This is a genomic window from Neisseria sp. P0016.S008 (assembly GCF_051957775.1).
Lineage (GTDB): Bacteria > Pseudomonadota > Gammaproteobacteria > Burkholderiales > Neisseriaceae > Neisseria > Neisseria flavescens_B.
Window position 1 is genome coordinate 1 of sequence record NZ_JBQCWB010000013.1, and the last position, 14,680, is coordinate 14,680.

General features: G+C 50.5%; 14 protein-coding genes and 5 pseudogenes. 7 read left to right on the forward strand and 12 right to left on the reverse strand.

Annotation, left to right across the window (positions count from 1 at the left end; genetic code table 11):
* Positions 1 to 276: pseudogene (locus tag ACTHS8_RS10570) on the reverse strand (hypothetical protein); the annotation flags it as partial.
* A gap of 4 nt (positions 277 to 280) precedes the next feature.
* Positions 281 to 1,285, reverse strand: a complete 1,005-nt coding sequence (locus ACTHS8_RS10575) for an RHS repeat domain-containing protein (protein ID WP_440373686.1) — start codon at positions 1,283 to 1,285, stop codon at positions 281 to 283.
* 122 nt (positions 1,286 to 1,407) lie between these two features.
* On the opposite strand from ACTHS8_RS10575, the gene ACTHS8_RS10580 reads away from it, so the two are divergent.
* Positions 1,408 to 1,668, forward strand: a complete 261-nt coding sequence (locus ACTHS8_RS10580; protein ID WP_440373695.1) for a helix-turn-helix domain-containing protein — start codon at positions 1,408 to 1,410, stop codon at positions 1,666 to 1,668.
* A complete protein-coding gene (locus ACTHS8_RS10585) occupies positions 1,572 to 2,468 on the forward strand; it encodes an IS3 family transposase (RefSeq protein WP_440373687.1) in 897 nt (298 codons plus the stop codon). Before ACTHS8_RS10580 ends, ACTHS8_RS10585 begins: the two co-directional genes overlap by 97 nt.
* Positions 2,469 to 2,512: 44 nt before the next feature.
* On the opposite strand, the gene ACTHS8_RS10590 is transcribed toward ACTHS8_RS10585, so the two are convergent.
* From ACTHS8_RS10590 to ACTHS8_RS10600, 3 genes are all read right to left on the reverse strand, one after another.
* Positions 2,513 to 2,854, reverse strand: coding sequence for a DUF4336 domain-containing protein (locus ACTHS8_RS10590; protein WP_440373688.1), 342 nt, complete (start codon positions 2,852 to 2,854; stop codon positions 2,513 to 2,515).
* 171 nt (positions 2,855 to 3,025) lie between these two features.
* Positions 3,026 to 4,390 carry a serine hydrolase domain-containing protein gene (locus tag ACTHS8_RS10595; protein WP_150538111.1) on the reverse strand — a complete coding sequence of 455 codons (1,365 nt, stop codon included), beginning with the start codon at positions 4,388 to 4,390 and terminating at the stop codon, positions 3,026 to 3,028.
* Complete coding sequence (locus ACTHS8_RS10600) at positions 4,387 to 4,521, reverse strand: helix-turn-helix domain-containing protein (RefSeq protein ID WP_440373689.1); 135 nt, start codon at positions 4,519 to 4,521, stop codon at positions 4,387 to 4,389. Before ACTHS8_RS10600 ends, ACTHS8_RS10595 begins: the two co-directional genes overlap by 4 nt.
* A gap of 114 nt (positions 4,522 to 4,635) precedes the next feature.
* Between ACTHS8_RS10600 and ACTHS8_RS10605 the strand changes: the two are divergent.
* Positions 4,636 to 5,224, forward strand: a pseudogene (locus ACTHS8_RS10605) (IS30 family transposase); the annotation flags it as partial.
* On the opposite strand, the gene ACTHS8_RS10610 reads toward ACTHS8_RS10605, so the two are convergent.
* The gene (locus ACTHS8_RS10610; RefSeq protein WP_440373696.1) at positions 5,180 to 5,422 is read right to left on the reverse strand and encodes a hypothetical protein; all 243 of its coding nucleotides are present in this window, start codon (positions 5,420 to 5,422) and stop codon (positions 5,180 to 5,182) included. The pseudogene ACTHS8_RS10605 and the gene ACTHS8_RS10610 sit on opposite strands and share 45 nt — an antisense overlap.
* Positions 5,423 to 5,511: 89 nt before the next feature.
* Entirely contained in the window at positions 5,512 to 7,662 is a 2,151-nt protein-coding gene (locus tag ACTHS8_RS10615; protein WP_440373690.1) for a TonB-dependent siderophore receptor, read from the reverse strand.
* Positions 7,663 to 8,013: 351 nt separating this feature from the next.
* Between ACTHS8_RS10615 and ACTHS8_RS10620 the strand changes: the two genes are divergently transcribed.
* Positions 8,014 to 8,361 carry a hypothetical protein gene (locus tag ACTHS8_RS10620; protein WP_440373691.1) on the forward strand — a complete coding sequence of 116 codons (348 nt, stop codon included), beginning with the start codon at positions 8,014 to 8,016 and terminating at the stop codon, positions 8,359 to 8,361.
* A gap of 121 nt (positions 8,362 to 8,482) precedes the next feature.
* Here ACTHS8_RS10620 and ACTHS8_RS10625 read toward each other — a convergent pair.
* The 3 genes and pseudogenes from ACTHS8_RS10625 to ACTHS8_RS10635 form a co-directional block, all read right to left on the reverse strand.
* Positions 8,483 to 9,331 (reverse strand): annotated as a pseudogene (locus tag ACTHS8_RS10625) (IS5 family transposase); the annotation flags it as partial.
* Positions 9,332 to 10,423: 1,092 nt separating this feature from the next.
* Positions 10,424 to 10,663 (reverse strand): annotated as a pseudogene (locus ACTHS8_RS10630) (transposase); the annotation flags it as partial.
* A gap of 151 nt (positions 10,664 to 10,814) precedes the next feature.
* A complete protein-coding gene (locus tag ACTHS8_RS10635) occupies positions 10,815 to 11,801 on the reverse strand; it encodes a GlxA family transcriptional regulator (RefSeq protein WP_440373692.1) in 987 nt (328 codons plus the stop codon).
* Between the two features lie 97 nt (positions 11,802 to 11,898).
* Between ACTHS8_RS10635 and ACTHS8_RS10640 the strand changes: the two genes are divergently transcribed.
* Positions 11,899 to 12,750, forward strand: coding sequence for an MBL fold metallo-hydrolase (locus tag ACTHS8_RS10640; protein WP_440373693.1), 852 nt, complete (start codon positions 11,899 to 11,901; stop codon positions 12,748 to 12,750).
* A gap of 57 nt (positions 12,751 to 12,807) precedes the next feature.
* Here ACTHS8_RS10640 and ACTHS8_RS10645 read toward each other — a convergent pair whose 3' ends face one another.
* The gene (locus ACTHS8_RS10645) at positions 12,808 to 13,011 is read right to left on the reverse strand and encodes a hypothetical protein (protein ID WP_070591099.1); all 204 of its coding nucleotides are present in this window, start codon (positions 13,009 to 13,011) and stop codon (positions 12,808 to 12,810) included.
* On the opposite strand from ACTHS8_RS10645, the gene ACTHS8_RS10650 reads away from it, so the two are divergent.
* The gene (locus ACTHS8_RS10650; RefSeq protein WP_283129689.1) at positions 12,989 to 13,288 is read left to right on the forward strand and encodes a LysR substrate-binding domain-containing protein; all 300 of its coding nucleotides are present in this window, start codon (positions 12,989 to 12,991) and stop codon (positions 13,286 to 13,288) included. The two genes, ACTHS8_RS10645 and ACTHS8_RS10650, sit on opposite strands and share 23 nt — an antisense overlap.
* A gap of 237 nt (positions 13,289 to 13,525) precedes the next feature.
* Here ACTHS8_RS10650 and yafC read toward each other — a convergent pair whose 3' ends face one another.
* The gene (yafC, locus tag ACTHS8_RS10655; RefSeq protein WP_440373694.1) at positions 13,526 to 14,437 is read right to left on the reverse strand and encodes a DNA-binding transcriptional regulator YafC; all 912 of its coding nucleotides are present in this window, start codon (positions 14,435 to 14,437) and stop codon (positions 13,526 to 13,528) included.
* 109 nt (positions 14,438 to 14,546) lie between these two features.
* On the opposite strand from yafC, the pseudogene ACTHS8_RS10660 reads away from it, so the two are divergent.
* Positions 14,547 to 14,680 (forward strand): annotated as a pseudogene (locus ACTHS8_RS10660) (NADPH quinone reductase MdaB); the annotation flags it as partial.

Genomic DNA, 14,680 nt, shown 5'->3' on the forward strand with positions numbered 1-14,680 from the left:
ATTTATTCCTCCATAAAAGTACACATAAGCAATATCATTTTCCTCTGGTACAAAAAAATTTAATATTTCCTTTTTTATCGATAAACTAAAATTATCTTTTAATAATTCTATATTTCTGTAGGAAGTGAAAGTACGATTTATTATTTCACATGAGAGTGGATATGGAATAAATTTTTCAGAATCTGAAATTAAATTATTTAAAAAATGAGTTTCTTTCATTTTTTTCATTAAATTATTCTGTTTTAAAGTAAAAATCCTATCTTTTAAAGTTGTCATGATACTATTTCCTATGTTGTACGGTTACATTATCTTTGTAGTACTTCCAAGAAAATGTACCATTCCCATTATTTCTTTTTTGAACAAGATTTCCATCCATTTTGGCAGTACCTACATGCCAGTGCGGACAAGGATGTTTTGCATCAGAAGGATGGTGTGAAACAATGAGTGGTGTTCGTGAACCATTTGGATTTTTATACATATATTGTTCCCAGTTAGGTGTTATATTTTGTGCAATAGGGGTTGAACTTGTTGGAATACCAGCTTCTTTTAAAGCAATAATTCTTGCAGCATTTTTTGTGGGAAATTGTGAACAAGGGTCTTTTTCATCTTTATTGCATCGCCCAACAGCAGTATGTGATTTTGACTGGGATGCAACAATCGCAGCCGCTGCATTATTAGCAGTCGCTGCACTCTGACGGCCAGTAGTCGCTACTGAACTGCCAAAGCCACCAGGGCTGGAAATAGTTCCTGCGAAGCCGAATAATCCAAATGGATCAGTCCATGAAACAGTATTTGGTGCAAACCTATATAAATTACTACCACCTTCCAGCCCAATCGGATCCTGATTCACAAACCGACCCGCATCCGGCTCATAGTACCTGAAGAAGTTGTAATGCAGCCCCGTCTCACGGTCGCAATACTGGTTTTGCAGGCGGAAGGGTTGGTGAGCAGTGCCGGATATGTTGGTTTCGCTCTTCAGTTTGCCCCAACCGTAATAATAGCCGAACCAAACCAGATTGCCGTCCTTATCGGTCATCTCTCTCGGGATGCCGATTTGGTCGCAGTGGAAGTAGTGGATTTGTTGTCTGCTTTCGCCGTCTTCGGTTGTCCAATTGCGGACCTGTGCCAGCGGTTCGTAGGAGTCTTGGTCGGTGTAGAGATAGGTATACCTGCCGTCCGGGTGGACTTCCTGCAGCAAATGGCTGCCATCCCAAACGAATCCGGTTTCCTCTTCGAGGCCGTCTGAAACTTCTTCGTTTTGAACTGCACCCCAAAAGTTGGACACATCCCCTCCAACTCACAAGGTGCAGTTTTTTTATGAGCAAATATACATTACACTTCAAATACCAAGCCGTACTCTACTACCTGCATATACGCAGCTAACAGCGTACCGCAGACCACTACGGCATCTCCCGAACCCACCTACGACGATGGATACGCGCCTATCAAGAAGGCGGCATCGGCGCACTCGAACATCCCCAATCCAAAACCATGACCGACCACCGCAAAAACTCCTTCATCGCCGACAAACCCGACCACGAAAAAACACAGGCAGAGCTTATCGAAGAGTTGTGCTATATGCGCGCAAAGGTTGCCTACCTAAAGGAGTTAAAAGCCCTCAGCAAAAAGCGGACCGAAAAGAACAAAGCCAAACCGTCCAAACACTGAGGGCGCAACACCCGCTCAAATACCTGCTACACATCGCAAACCTGCCCAAAAGCAGCTTTTACTACCACCACCAAGACCGACCCGACCCCGATGAAGCCGACAAAGCCCTCCTCGTCGAAACCTACCGGCGGCATAAAGGACGATACGGGCAAAGGCGCATTGCCGCAGCATTGGGTTGGAACCGCAAAAAAGTGGCGCGGTTGATGAGACAGCTAGGACTGAAAGCACTCATACGGGCGAAAAAAGCCTACCGCCATCCCGCCATGGGCGAAATATCGGAATACCTCCTCAAACGTCGGTTCACAGCCAAAAAGCTCAACGAAAAATGGCTGATAGACGTGACCGAACTCAAAGGAAAGGACGGCAAACTGTACCTCTCGCCGATCTTGGATTTGTTCAACCGCGAGATCGTCGCCTACGCCATGAGCCGCAGAGCCGACAGTGAAATGGTGAAGGAAATGCTCGAAAAAGCCGCACCCCGGCTGACTGATAAAGGAACAATGCTTCATTCTGACCAAGGCGTGCTGTACCGTACGGCGGGGTATAGGGAATTGCTTGCCCAACATTCCATGGTTCAAAGCATGTCGCGAAAGGCGAATTTTTGGGACAATGCACCGATGGAGAGTTTCTTTGCGGTGTTGAAGACGGAGTGTTTCTATAACGCAGGAGAATTGACGGTGGACGAATTGATGAAACAGATAGATGATTATATGGATTACTACAACCGGGAGCGTTGCAGTTTGAAATTGAAAAAGCTGAGTCCTGTCGCATACAGAACCCAGCTTACACAGAGCGCCTGAATAGGCTTTTATGAGCGTCCAAGATTTGGGGGCCAGTTCATTTGTCAGCGGAAAATCTGCAAGCACATGCCTGCAATATTGGACGAAATCGGGCTATTTATATCGTCGTCAAACGCGATGGCGATGCCCTGCTCCGCCGCCCGTTCGCGCACGCCAGCACTTGCCCACACCAGTGCCTGCGGATAGCGTGCCTGCCATGCGCTAATGTGAGCGTAATGGATTTTGTTGGGCGAGACCAAATGCCTTACTTCGCCCAGCGCGTCGATTTGCGCGAACAACTCGGGCGCTGGGTCGATGGGCGAGTGGCACCACAAACCGCCATCCGCGAGCCGCACCACGGCCATGCGGGTGCTGAACGGAATTTTGACGCCGAGCGGAAACGCCATACAGATTTTGCCGCCGTCGGTAATCCAGATGTTTTGATCGAAGGGTTTGAGGGTGTTCAGCGGGTGGTAGAGATGGATGGCGGACTTGGGGTGTTCTTTTCAGGCTGTGTAATCTTCAAATTCCCAATCAAAATAACGTATGAGTTGGTAGGTCGTGCATTTATGCTCGACTTACGGTTTCGTCCCCGCATCATCCACCGTTTCTTCCAGCCACAGCCGCACGGTTTTGCCTTTGACAAAATCGGCGTTGCCTTCAAATATGCGTTTTTCGCAGACTACGCGGTAGTCTCGCTCTTGGATGTCGCCGTTGTTTTGGTGGCGGGTGGGCAGAGCTTGGCACTTGCCTGCGTCGGCAAATTTGGCGTGCAGGTCTTTCAGACGGCCTTTGGGTACGGCGGGATGCGGTTTGTTTTGTTTGATGAGCAGCAGGACGCGCTCGAAGTTGCGGGTGAGGGCGGGGTGTTGGTCGGGGATGGGGACGTGGGTTTTTTGGTAGCGCGGGTTGGTACGCGCGGCGATGCCTTCAATGATGGCTTCAGTATCTACGCCTGCCAAATTGGTTAACACGACAATATCGGTGCCGTCGCCTTCGTAGCGGCGCAGCTCGGTGCTGAAGCCCTGCCATGCGCCGGGGTGGCCGCTCATGGGGCTGCCGTCGGGAGCGGGGACGAGCGACCAGCCGAAGCCGTAGGGGTAGCTGTCGCCGTTGTTGAGGCGGGCGGGGGTGAAGATTTCGCGCCAGGATTCGGGCTTGAGGATTTGGCGTGCTTCTACGGCGGCGAGCCAGCGGCGGTAGTCGTGTAGCGTGAGATAGAGCGAGCCGTCGGCGGTTTGGTTGTGGTAGGGGGCGACCCATTCTTGGTTTTTCAGGCTGCCGTCGGCGTCGTCAAGCTCATAACCTGCGGCGCGGTGGGGGACGATGTCGCGCTCGCTGATCACGCGGGCGGAAGTCATGCCCAGCGGGGCGAACACGCGCTCTTGCAGGATTTCGCCGTAGTGTTTGCCGGAGACGCGGGTGATGACGGCGCCGAGGACGGCGTAGCCGTTGTTGCTGTATGCCCAGCGGCTGCCTAGTTTGAATTGCAGCGGGGCGGTGTAGATGCGGCGCAGCATTTGTTTTTCGCTGCTGTTTTGCTGCCAGTCGGTTTCAGTGTTGCCGATGCCGCCAGTGTGGTTGAGCAGGTGGCGGATGGTGATGGGCTGCCAGCTTTTGGGCGCTTCGGGCAGGTAGGCACGCACGGATTGGTCGAGGTGGATTTTACCGTCTTCCACCAACAGCATCACGACGGCAGCGGCGAACATTTTGCCGATGGAGGCCGTCTGAAACACGGTGTCGGCAGAGACGGGGATTTGGTGTTCTACGTTTGCCAGCCCGTAGCCTTGTTGTTTGACGATGTTACCGTTGCGGTAGATGCCGACGGCAAGGCCGGGGATTTTTTGCCGCTCAAGCTCGGCTTGGGCGAAGTCGTCGATGGGGTCGGCGAGGGCGGGGAGGGATAGGGCGAGTAGGAGAGGGAGGATGAGGTTTTTTTTCATGGGTAGGCGCGTATCCATCGTCGCAGGTAGGTTCGGGAGATGCCGTAGTGGTCTGCGGTACGCTGTTGGCTGCGTATATGCAGGTAGTAGAGTACGGCTTGGTATTTGAAGTGTAATGTATATTTGCTCATAAAAAAACTGCACCTTGTGAGTTGGAGGGGATGTGTCCAACTTTTGGGGTGCAGTTCAAGGCCAGTATGCGGTAGCATACGGCCTTTCCTGCAAGAAAGATTGCCATGAGCTACATGCAACTGACCCAAGACGAACGATACCACATCCAATACCTGTCCCGCCACTGCACCATCGCCGAAATCGCCAAACAGCTTAATCGCCACAAAAGCACCATCAGCCGCGAAATCAAACGGCACCGTACCCAAGGGCAGCAATACAGCGCCGAAAAATCACAACGGCAAAGCCGGCTGACCAAACAGCGCCGGCGAAAACCTTACAAGCTCGATTCGCAGCTGATTCAGTACATCGACACCCTTATCCGCCGCAAACTCAGTCCCGAACAAGTATGCGCCTACCTGCATAAACACCACCGGATCACACTCCATCACAGCACCGTTTACCGCTACCTTCGGCCAAGACAAAAGCAATGGCGGCACCTTGTGGCAACACCTCAGAATATGCAGCAAAACCTACCGCAAACGCTACGGCAGCACATAGACCAGAGGCAAAGTGCCCAACCGCGTCGGTAGAGAAAACCGACCCGCCGTCGTCGACCAAAAAACCCGCATCGGCGATTGGGAAGCCGACACCATCGTCGGCAAAGGACAGAAAAGTGCATTATTGACCTTGGTTGGACGCGTTACCCGCTACGCCATCATCTGCAATGAGTTCGGAAACTGCGTGCATCGCAGGGCGACATAAATTCTGGTTATGCGCCAGGATACATTGATAATCGACGCAATAGGTGTGGTAATCCTCGACCTCAATGTTGTAGACAGTGGGTGCGGCAGCGGCGGTAATGCCGTTGTCCGAGCAGGTTCTCGTTGTTCGGTACGTCTGCTCAATCCAATGTCGGGCGATTCAGTGATTCTTCAGTTAGAACCATCTCATAGCTGCTGCCTAAATTCGACTCTTTCCAGCCGTAAGCCAGGTTGGTTGGCTGTGCCCATTTAAAAGCGGTATTTGAAGCCCAACACTGCGCTGCGCGCTTCGCCGTAGGCGAGGAAGGTGGAAAGCGTACGGTAGCGGGTGTTGAAGACGTTGTTGACGTTTAAGGTGGCTTCGGAGTTTTTGCCGATGCGGTAGGCGGCCATCAGGTCAACCAGGGTGTAAGCTTTCTGGGTGGCAGACTTGCGGGCGCGTTCGAGCGAGGGAGCGTCGTTTTCGTCGGCCAGCGCGCTTTTGTTGATGTTGCTGGTTTTACTCTGCCAGCGCAGGCTGCCGCCGAGGGTGAGACGCTCGTTCAAATCATAGGTGGTGGCGAGTTTGATTTGGTGGCGCGGCAGGTCGGCTTCGTAGGAGTCTTCGCCGCCTTTGCGGTTTTGCACGGTGTAGCCTGCGCTGACGAACCAGTTGTCGTTAATGCGGCCGGCGGCTTCAGTTTCAAAGCCGCGTGTGCGGATGTTGTCTTCGGAGACGTAGTAGTCGCCGCTTTCCACGTATTTTGGCATGCCATTTTTACGGGTGTCAAAGAGGGCGGCGGAGACGTTGAGGCGTTGGTCGAAAAATTCGCCTTTGAGGCCAACTTCGATGTTGCGGCCGGTGGTGGGCTTGAGGAATCGTCCGTCTTGGCCTTTGTCGAACACGGGCTCGAAGGAGGTGCCGTAGCTGGTGTAGGCGGAGAGTTGGTCGGTGAGGTCATACACGGCGCCGATGTAGGGGGTGGCTTTGCTGCGGTTTACTTTTTCGTTTGTGCCTTCAACGTGTTCGGCTTTCTGCATGGTGATGCGGCTGTACCGTGCGCCGCCGATCAGGGCGAGGCGCTCGGTGGGGCGGAAGCGGGTGGCGAAGTAGCCGCCGAACTGGCGGGCTTGGATGTCGTCGTCGGCGGTGTATTCGTAGTCGGCGGGGGTGGCGGGGCGCAGGCTGTGGTCGTTCAGGAAGTCATGCAGGCCGAAGGCGTTGTCGTAACGGGCAAAGCGGCTGGGGGCGCGGTTTTTGGTGTTGAAGCCGCTGATGCCGAACAGGATGTCGTGTTTGCGACCGAGAAGGTTGTATTTGCCGTCCACCGAGGCGACGAAGCTATGGGTGGTGCTTTTTTCGCCGGAATCGGTTTCGAGCAGGTCGATTTGGCGGGTGTCGTGGTCGGTTTTCATCGCCGCGTAGCCCTGCCGGTCGTGTATGGTGTTGCGCGTCCAGTTGTATTCGAGCTTGGTTTTCCAATCGGGTGAGAAGCGGTGGCGTACTTCGGCGAACACGTTGCGGCTGCTGTATTTGTAGGATGTGCCTTTAGGTGAATTGTTGGCGCGGCGGCTGATTTCGTTTTTCAGCGGGTAGCCTTCGCTGTCGTAGGCGGTGGGCAGGAAGATGGGGGTGTCGGTTTCGCGGCGGTTTTGCAGCTGGGTGCCGACGGAGAAGGTGGTGGCGGGGGCGGCATCCCATTCGGCCACGGCATAGAGGCTGCTGTTGCGCATTTTCGCGTCTTCAATTTGATAGCCGCTGCGGTCATGCCCCGCCACGATGCGAGCGCGCAGGCTGCTGCTGGCGTTCAGGCTGCCTGAAACATCGCCGCTCACGCCCCGGCGGCTGTGGTTGCCGGCTTCGGTGCCGATTTCGGCTTTGAAGTCTTTGGTCGGACGTTTGCGCACCAGGCTCACCTGCGCGGAGGGGTCGCCCGTGCCGCCCAAGAGGGCAGACGCGCCGCGCAGCACTTCCACGCGGTCGAGCGCACGGGTATCCACGCCGCCCCAACCTGTCCACGAGTCTTTGCTGAAACCGGAGCTGCGGTAGGGTACGCCGTCCATCTGGAAGTTTTTCACTTCCATGCCGCGCGAGTGCAGGCCGGCATAGCGGTCGCTGCCGCCGCTGCCGCTTTTGACGGTTACGCCGTTGGCCTGCTCCATCACTTTGCGCAGGCTGTCGAGTTTCCAGTCTTCCATCTGTTTAGAGGTGGTTACGCTCACGCTCTGCGGCGTTTCGCGCAGGGTTATGGCGATGCCCAGCGGGGCGTAGGTGCCGCCGGTGGAATAGCCTTGGTTGAGCGTGGCGGGTTTTGTGCCGGTAACGGTGACCGTATCCAAGGTGGCTTCGTCTTCGGCAAAGGCAAACAGCGGCATCAGCGCCAGCGCGAGCAGAGTGGGACGGCCTTTCGGGTATTTCATAAGGATGTCCTTGGTGGTGGTTAAAGTTGAAAACGATAGCGATTATACTTGTTCCTCATTGTTTTTATAAGTTTTGTTTGAATTTGTTTTACAGAAGCACGCAGAGGCCGTCTGAAAGCGAAGCGTCAACGGCGTGAAAACGGCCGAACCCGCAGGCATGCGGTTTCATTTCTTTGAAGCCTTGCTTTCAGACGGCCTCATGACGCAGCCCGAGCGCGCAAAGGCCGTCTGAAACGGCTGTTCAGACAGACGGCCTTTTCCGTTTGTGCTCCAGCGGACGGCCTGCGGTTGAGACACGCCGCAAAGCGTGCTAAAAGGCGGCCTTTCCCGTTTGAACCGATTGGAGTTCCCATGCCTACCCGCCGTGAATTTTTATTGTCTACCGCCAGCGCGACCGTGTTGCTTACCGTGGGCGGCTGCGCTGCGTTGGGCGGCGCGTTGGATAATGCCGTCGAATCGGCCGCCGCCGTAACCTGCGTATTTGGCGACGGGATGCGGCTGGTGGCGGTGGCGGTGAAGTACCGCGCCGATGTGTCTGCCGCCGTGCTTGAGCCGTCGCAATACGGCGTGGCGGGGCGCACGGTGGAGTGCGTTTATGTGGCGCAAAGTACCGCTGTATCAGGGCAACGGCGCGATTGCGTGGGCGTCACCCGAATTTCAGGCGCAGCATCCCTGCTTTGTGATTGCGCCCGAGTTTGACGAAATTATTGTGGACGATACCAGCACCGCGTCCAACTATCTCGATGCCACTATCAACCTAATCAAACACTTGAAAACCAAGTTACCCATCGACAGCAAACGGCTCTACACCACCGGCCAGTCGGGCGGCGGCATGATGTTGATTGCGCTTCGTTTGCGCTTCCGTCAGCGGATGGTTGCGGTGGGCTTTGCGCATAATACCGTCCAACAACTGATGCTCTTCCAAATGTTGCCGTTTTTCCTTATTGTCATAGCCTTTGTCGGCATAGACGGTCGTACCTTCGGCAATGCCTTCCAGCAAAGGCGACAGGTGGTTGCACTCATGGGTATTGGCGGGGGTGATGTGCAGTTTCTCGATATAGTTTTCCGCATCGGTACGGGTATGTTGTTTGTAACCGAGTTTGTAGAGTCCGTTTTTCTTTGTCCAGCGGGTATCTTTATCTTTGCTCGGTGTGGTTTGACCGCTGACTTGTCCTTCTTCATCAACTTCTATGGCCTGACGCTATTTGCTGCCGGCAGTCTAAATAATGGTGGCGTCAATGACGGCGGCGGATGCTTTCTCTACTTTTAGTTTTTTTTCGGTCAGTTGGCAGTTAATCAGTTCCAGCAGTTCGGACAGGGTGTTGTCTTGCGCCAGCCAGTTGCGGTAGCGGCATAAGGTGCTGTAATCGGGGATGCTCAGTTCGTCAAAACGGCAAAACAGGTTGAAGTCGATGCGGGTGATGAGGCTGTGTTCGAGTTCGGGATCGGAGAGGCTGTGCCATTGGCCGAGCAGGACGGCTTTGAACATGGACAACAGGGGATAGGCGGGACGACCGCGGTGGTCTCGGAGGTAACGGGTTCTTTGACGATTCAGGTATTGTTCGATCGGTTGCCAATCAATCACCTGATCCAACTTCTAATATAGTGGGAAACGGTCGATGTGTTTGGCGATCATGGCTTGGGCAGTTTGCTGGAAGAAGGTGGTCATGGAAAATCCCCTAAATGTCTTGGTGGGAATTTAGGGGATTTTGGGGAATTTTGCAAAGGTCTCACAAGGGATTTGTTGAGAAAAAGGCTGAGGAATATAAACAAAAAGGCCGTCTGAAATTTTCAGACGGCCTTTTACTTTTGAATTTTGTAAGTTATTGTACTACTGAGCGAAACAGGAATTATCAGACTAAAATACTAGTATTATTAATTTAACATAATATAAATTAATTTCCTTTTCCCTATTCTTCTACAAATTCCGCTGTTTTGTTCCTATATGTCAAATGAGAATTAATGATACTCAAGAGAGTGTGCTCATAGTACTCCAATTTTTAGTATAAAATCAATAGGTTTTAAGCTGCTTAATTTTACTGTGACTCTACCACTGAATTAATGAAGTTGCAGGCTGTTTTTTGCTTTTCAGACAACCTCATGGTTTAAAGAGGTCGTCTGAAACCCTAAAAAGCAGTAGGTAGGCTTGGTTAATAAATCAAATGCTTTAGAAAAATGAAACGGTTTGTTGGGTCTCAACCCAAGCTAGGCTTGCTCAAACAACTGCGTAAACAGGTGCATTTTGATAAAATTATGGCGGGGAGCTATATTTTTGATGAACAAAAACAAGCCCAATCTTATACGATGTTAAAATCGATTGTGGATAAGCAATCGTGATAAAAACATGGCGAGATCATCTCGCCATGTTTTATGCCTAAACCATTTTCGACAACAAAATCTCCTTCAACTTGTTATACACCCACACCACTCGCTCGGCAACAATCATTTGTATGGTCGATATAAATAAAGCTGCCATTTTTGCTTTTCAATTTCAGGGAAGAGTTCCACCAATCGACAGTTTTTCAAATAGGGATCACAAACGCTGTTTATAAGATAAGAGCAAGAGCGTCCAGCTAGCGCCGATTGCAGTTTGCTTTGCACAGATGTATAGACTGAGACCTTTGCAAAATTCCTTTTCCCCCGACAGTCGAAACCTAAACACAGGTTTTCGGCTGTTTTTGTTTCAAATATCCACTGATTCTACTCAAATACCCCCTTAATCCCTCTTGGATACCTGATTAATCAGGCATCCAACCGCCTTTTAGGCAGCAACAGGCGCACTTAGCCTGTTGGCGGCTTTCAATAGGTTCAAACACATCGCCTTCAGATGGCTTTGCGCACTCACTTTACACAGACCAAAATAGGCTGCCCGCGCATAGCGGAATTTACGGTGCAACGTACCAAAGCTTTGTTCGACCACATAACGGGTCTTCGACAAATATCGGTTGCGTTTGGTTTGCGCTTCCGACAGCGGACGGTTGCGGCAGGCTTTTCGCATTATGTGAGGAAAATTAGATGGAAATTATTGGTGTGGGTAAGGGTGGGAAGGGTTTACCTGTTGAGGTCGTCTGAAAAGTATAGGCTGCTTTTTGGGTTTTCAGACGACCTCAAAAGCAGCCTGTACCCAGGTATCTTGGATTAACTAACGCGAGCTATCTGCCAAATACTTTCCGCCAGGCATTTGGATTGATTTTAAACTTGGCTTTAAACTGCAAACGTAGGTTTGCCGCACTGCCGAAGCCGCTTTGTTCGGCGATGCGTTCTATCGGCAAATCCGTATTTTCCAATAAATCCTGCACCTGCCATAGCCGCTCTGTGGTGAGCCATTCACCGAAATTCATGCCTGTGGCTTGAGAAAAATGGCGGATAAAGGTACGACGGGAAACAGCTAATTTTTTTGCCAAATCGTCCAAGCGGTATGAGGTGGCAAGGTTTTGGCGCAGTTCGTCCAATAAGTGATTGATTTTGTCATCGGCGGTACGACGTTCGACAGGTCGGTGAATAAACTGTGCCTGCCCGCCTTCGCGGTGTGGTGCCGCAACCAAGGTACGGGCAAGGTCGTTAGCAACGGTTGCACCGTGGATTTTGCGGACGAGGTACAGGCAGCAATCCAGCCCGCCCGCCGCACCTGCCGATGTTAAAAAGTTGCCGTCTTCCGCATATAGGCGGTTGGTATCCAGATGAATTTTAGGGAAACGGCGGACAAAGTCGTCTTCGGCAAGCCAGTGGGTGGCAGCGGTTCTGCCGTCTAAAAGTCCTGCGTAGGCAAGGGCGTAAGTGCCATAACATAGGGCGGTGATATGTGCACCACGTTGTACTGCTTTTTGTAAATGTGCGCTCAACTCGGGGGTCGGGGCTTCTTCAATATTGCGCCAGCCTGCGATGACGATGATGTCGGCTTCTTCCGTCAAATCCAAGCCGCCGTGTACGGGAATGCTTGCGCCCAGTGCTGTGATGGCGTCTTTGCTGTTATCGGAACAGATTTTCAGGTCAAAGAGCGGATTGTTCCGATAGGTCGTCTGAAAAACAGAAAAGGGAATGTTGAAGACAAAATCATTTATGCCCGATTGAGCATATAGCACGATTTTGGGGGCAGTTTGATTTTGGCGAAACTCGTTACGCTCGTTTTCAGACGACATTTTGGCACTATCCTTGCGTTTATTGGCAATATTGCCTATTTTAGCCGATACACCTGCTGCTTAAAATACGCTCCATGATTTTTTAAGGAGCAACATCATGAAATTCAAGCAATTTATTCTTGCCACTGTTTTGGGCGCGACAGCCTTTTCCGCCTGGGCAGACGATTCATACCAACATATCCGTAACGCTACCGCCAAGGTCGAATATGCGGGGCAGACGTTTTTGATTGACCCGTTTTTCGCACCCAAGCACTCCATGAACGGCTTTGCCGGCACGTTCAACAGACAAGCCAAAATGCCGCTGGTCGGGCTGCCGATGAGCGTGAATAAAATTTTGGACGGTGTGGATGCAGTTATCGTTACCCATACTCACGAAGACCATTGGGACGAAACCGCCGCACGTTCCATTCCGAAAAACCTGCCCGTATATGTGCAACACCAAGCCGACGCGGCAAAAATCCGCAGCCAAGGCTTTACTGATGTACGCGTGTTGAACGGCAGCGCTGTCTTCAACGGCGTAACCATCAGCAAAACCGGCGGCGTACATGGTACAGAAGCCATGTATGCCAACCCTCAGCTAGCCGAAATCTTAGGTGATGCAATGGGTGTGGTATTCCAAAGCAACGGACACAAAACCGCTTATATTATGGGTGATACTGTGTGGACGGCAGATGTAAACAAAGCATTGAACCGTTACAAACCCGATTATCTGATTATGAACACGGGCTACGCGCTGATTTCAGGTATTTCAGACGGCATTATTATGGGGACGGCTGATGTATTAAAAGCCAGCCAAGTCATGCCTAAAGCCAAAATCATCACCGTACACATGGATACCGTGAATCATACCGCCGTCAGCCGCGCCGATATGCGTAAATTTATACGCGGTCAAGGCATTGAAAGCCGTGTGAATGTTCCGGAAGACGGAGAAATTGTGAAGCTAGATTGATAAACGGCTCATTACCCTAAAGCAGCCTGCACTTTGCTTTTTAAAGTGCAGGCTGCTTTATTTTTTCGCCGCTTTTATTAAACCGTCCAACCATGCTTGATAGCCGTTTACCATTGGATTCGGCACGGTTTCTGCCAAACCTTTTGCGAGTTTGCCGATTTGGCTTTCTTCGGTTAATACATGCACGCGGTTGTTCGGCAGGCTTTCTAAAATCCAAGCGCCGAAAATTAAAGTGGTAGTGCTGGCGATTAACGAAAGCATCGTACAAAATCAGCTTGAACTGCGCCAAATTGACTTTGCGTTGGTAACACCTGATTTCCAAGCACCGGATATTCATGCAAAAAATCTGTATGACGAACGCTATATTTGTACCGTTCGCCACGATCACCCAATAGCCCAACAATCCCAACTGACCCTTGAGCAATTTTGCCAGTTAGAGCAAGCCTTGATTTCCTATTATGGCGGCCGCTTCAGCGGTGTCGCCGACCAAGCCCTGAAAGCGATGGGACTGCAAAGAAATGTCAGCCTGTCGGTATAAAACTTTATTGTCTTGCCTGAATTGCTGGAGCAAAGCGATTTATTAGCGTCATGCCTGAGCGCTTGATTATTCATTTAAACAATCTCAAACGCTTTGAACTACCTCTTAAAATTCAAGGCTTCACCAAAACATTGATTTGGCACGAACGGACCCATAAAGATCCAGCATATCGCTGGGTTAGGGAGTTAATTGAAAAGGCTTGTTTGGTTGACGATGAAAAATAAGCTACTTAATGTCCTATTTTGTATTCCTTTCACTCATATTTTTTCCCAGTTCCTCCACCAAAAAATCTAAAAATACGCGTAGGCGAAGATTGACGGCTTTATCGCTGTAATAAACAGCATTGAAGGGGAGCGTTTTATTGGAGGTTTGTTCAGTAAGTAGGGGAATTAATTTTCCTTCAGCGATGTCATTGTCTACCAAAAAATCTGATAAACAAGCAATACCACAACCTGAAAGGCACAATGATCGTAAGATTTCACCACTGCTGGCGGTAAAGTGCGGTGAAATTTTATAGGGATTTCCTTGAGCATCTAAAACCGCCCATGTATTTAGAGAAGTAGGCTCGGTGAAGCCTAAACATTGATGATTGGCAAGATCTTCAGTTGATTGTGGTGTACCGTATTTTACTAAGTAGTCTGGACTGGCGACTACACAGAAGTGGCTATCAAACAAATGACGGGCACGCAGCCCTGAATCATCCAATTCTCCAGCTCGTAAGGCAATATCGACTTTGCGTTCAATTAGATTGATATAGCCTTCGGAAGAAACTAGCGAAAGTTGAATATGTGGATAGCATTCGTTGAATTTTGCTGCCAGTGGCACTAGCAGATGTAACACCATCGGCATAGCAGAATCTACCCGTAGTATGCCTTGTGGTACTTCGTGTACTGCCAGCATTTCAGCTTCTGCCGCCGCCATTTCTTGTAGAATTTTCTGTACTTGGCGAAAATATTTCGAACCTTCTTCTGTTAGTCTTAGCTGTCGCGTGGTACGGTTGATGAGGTTCACGCCTAATTTCTCTTCTAGTCTTTTCACCACGCGGCTTACCGCAGAATTTGCCATCGCTAGCTGCTTGGCTGCTCGGCTAAAACTGCCATTTTCGACTACTTGTACAAATACTATTAATTCTTCAGAAGTTGTTTTCATTTTATTATTCTGTTTAACGCAAAAGAGTTTTTTTATTTTTGCACTTTTTAAGTATAAAGTAAAACGGCATAATAAAGTCCTCTTTGGATTATTATTTTAGGAGCAAAAGATGAATATTTTATTATTAGATGGCGGTAAAAATTTCGGACATTCACATGGCGAGTTGAATCACACGCTTCACAAAAAAGCGAAAGAAGTTTTGACCGCACTTGGACATGATGTAAAAGAAACCGTGATTGATGC

What these genes read in the sequence shown, in the direction of transcription:
- ACTHS8_RS10600 (WP_440373689.1), bottom strand. Translation starts at nt 4,521, where the DNA reads ATGAGCAAATATACATTACACTTCAAATACCAAGCCGTACTCTACTAC.
- ACTHS8_RS10640 (WP_440373693.1), top strand. Translation starts at nt 11,899, where the DNA reads ATGAAATTCAAGCAATTTATTCTTGCCACTGTTTTGGGCGCGACAGCC.
- ACTHS8_RS10615 (WP_440373690.1), bottom strand. Translation starts at nt 7,662, where the DNA reads ATGAAATACCCGAAAGGCCGTCCCACTCTGCTCGCGCTGGCGCTGATG.
- ACTHS8_RS10635 (WP_440373692.1), bottom strand. Translation starts at nt 11,801, where the DNA reads ATGTCGTCTGAAAACGAGCGTAACGAGTTTCGCCAAAATCAAACTGCC.
- ACTHS8_RS10620 (WP_440373691.1), top strand. Translation starts at nt 8,014, where the DNA reads ATGCCTACCCGCCGTGAATTTTTATTGTCTACCGCCAGCGCGACCGTG.
- yafC (WP_440373694.1), bottom strand. Translation starts at nt 14,437, where the DNA reads ATGAAAACAACTTCTGAAGAATTAATAGTATTTGTACAAGTAGTCGAA.
- ACTHS8_RS10590 (WP_440373688.1), bottom strand. Translation starts at nt 2,854, where the DNA reads ATGGCGTTTCCGCTCGGCGTCAAAATTCCGTTCAGCACCCGCATGGCC.
- ACTHS8_RS10595 (WP_150538111.1), bottom strand. Translation starts at nt 4,390, where the DNA reads ATGAAAAAAAACCTCATCCTCCCTCTCCTACTCGCCCTATCCCTCCCC.
- ACTHS8_RS10645 (WP_070591099.1), bottom strand. Translation starts at nt 13,011, where the DNA reads ATGCTTTCGTTAATCGCCAGCACTACCACTTTAATTTTCGGCGCTTGG.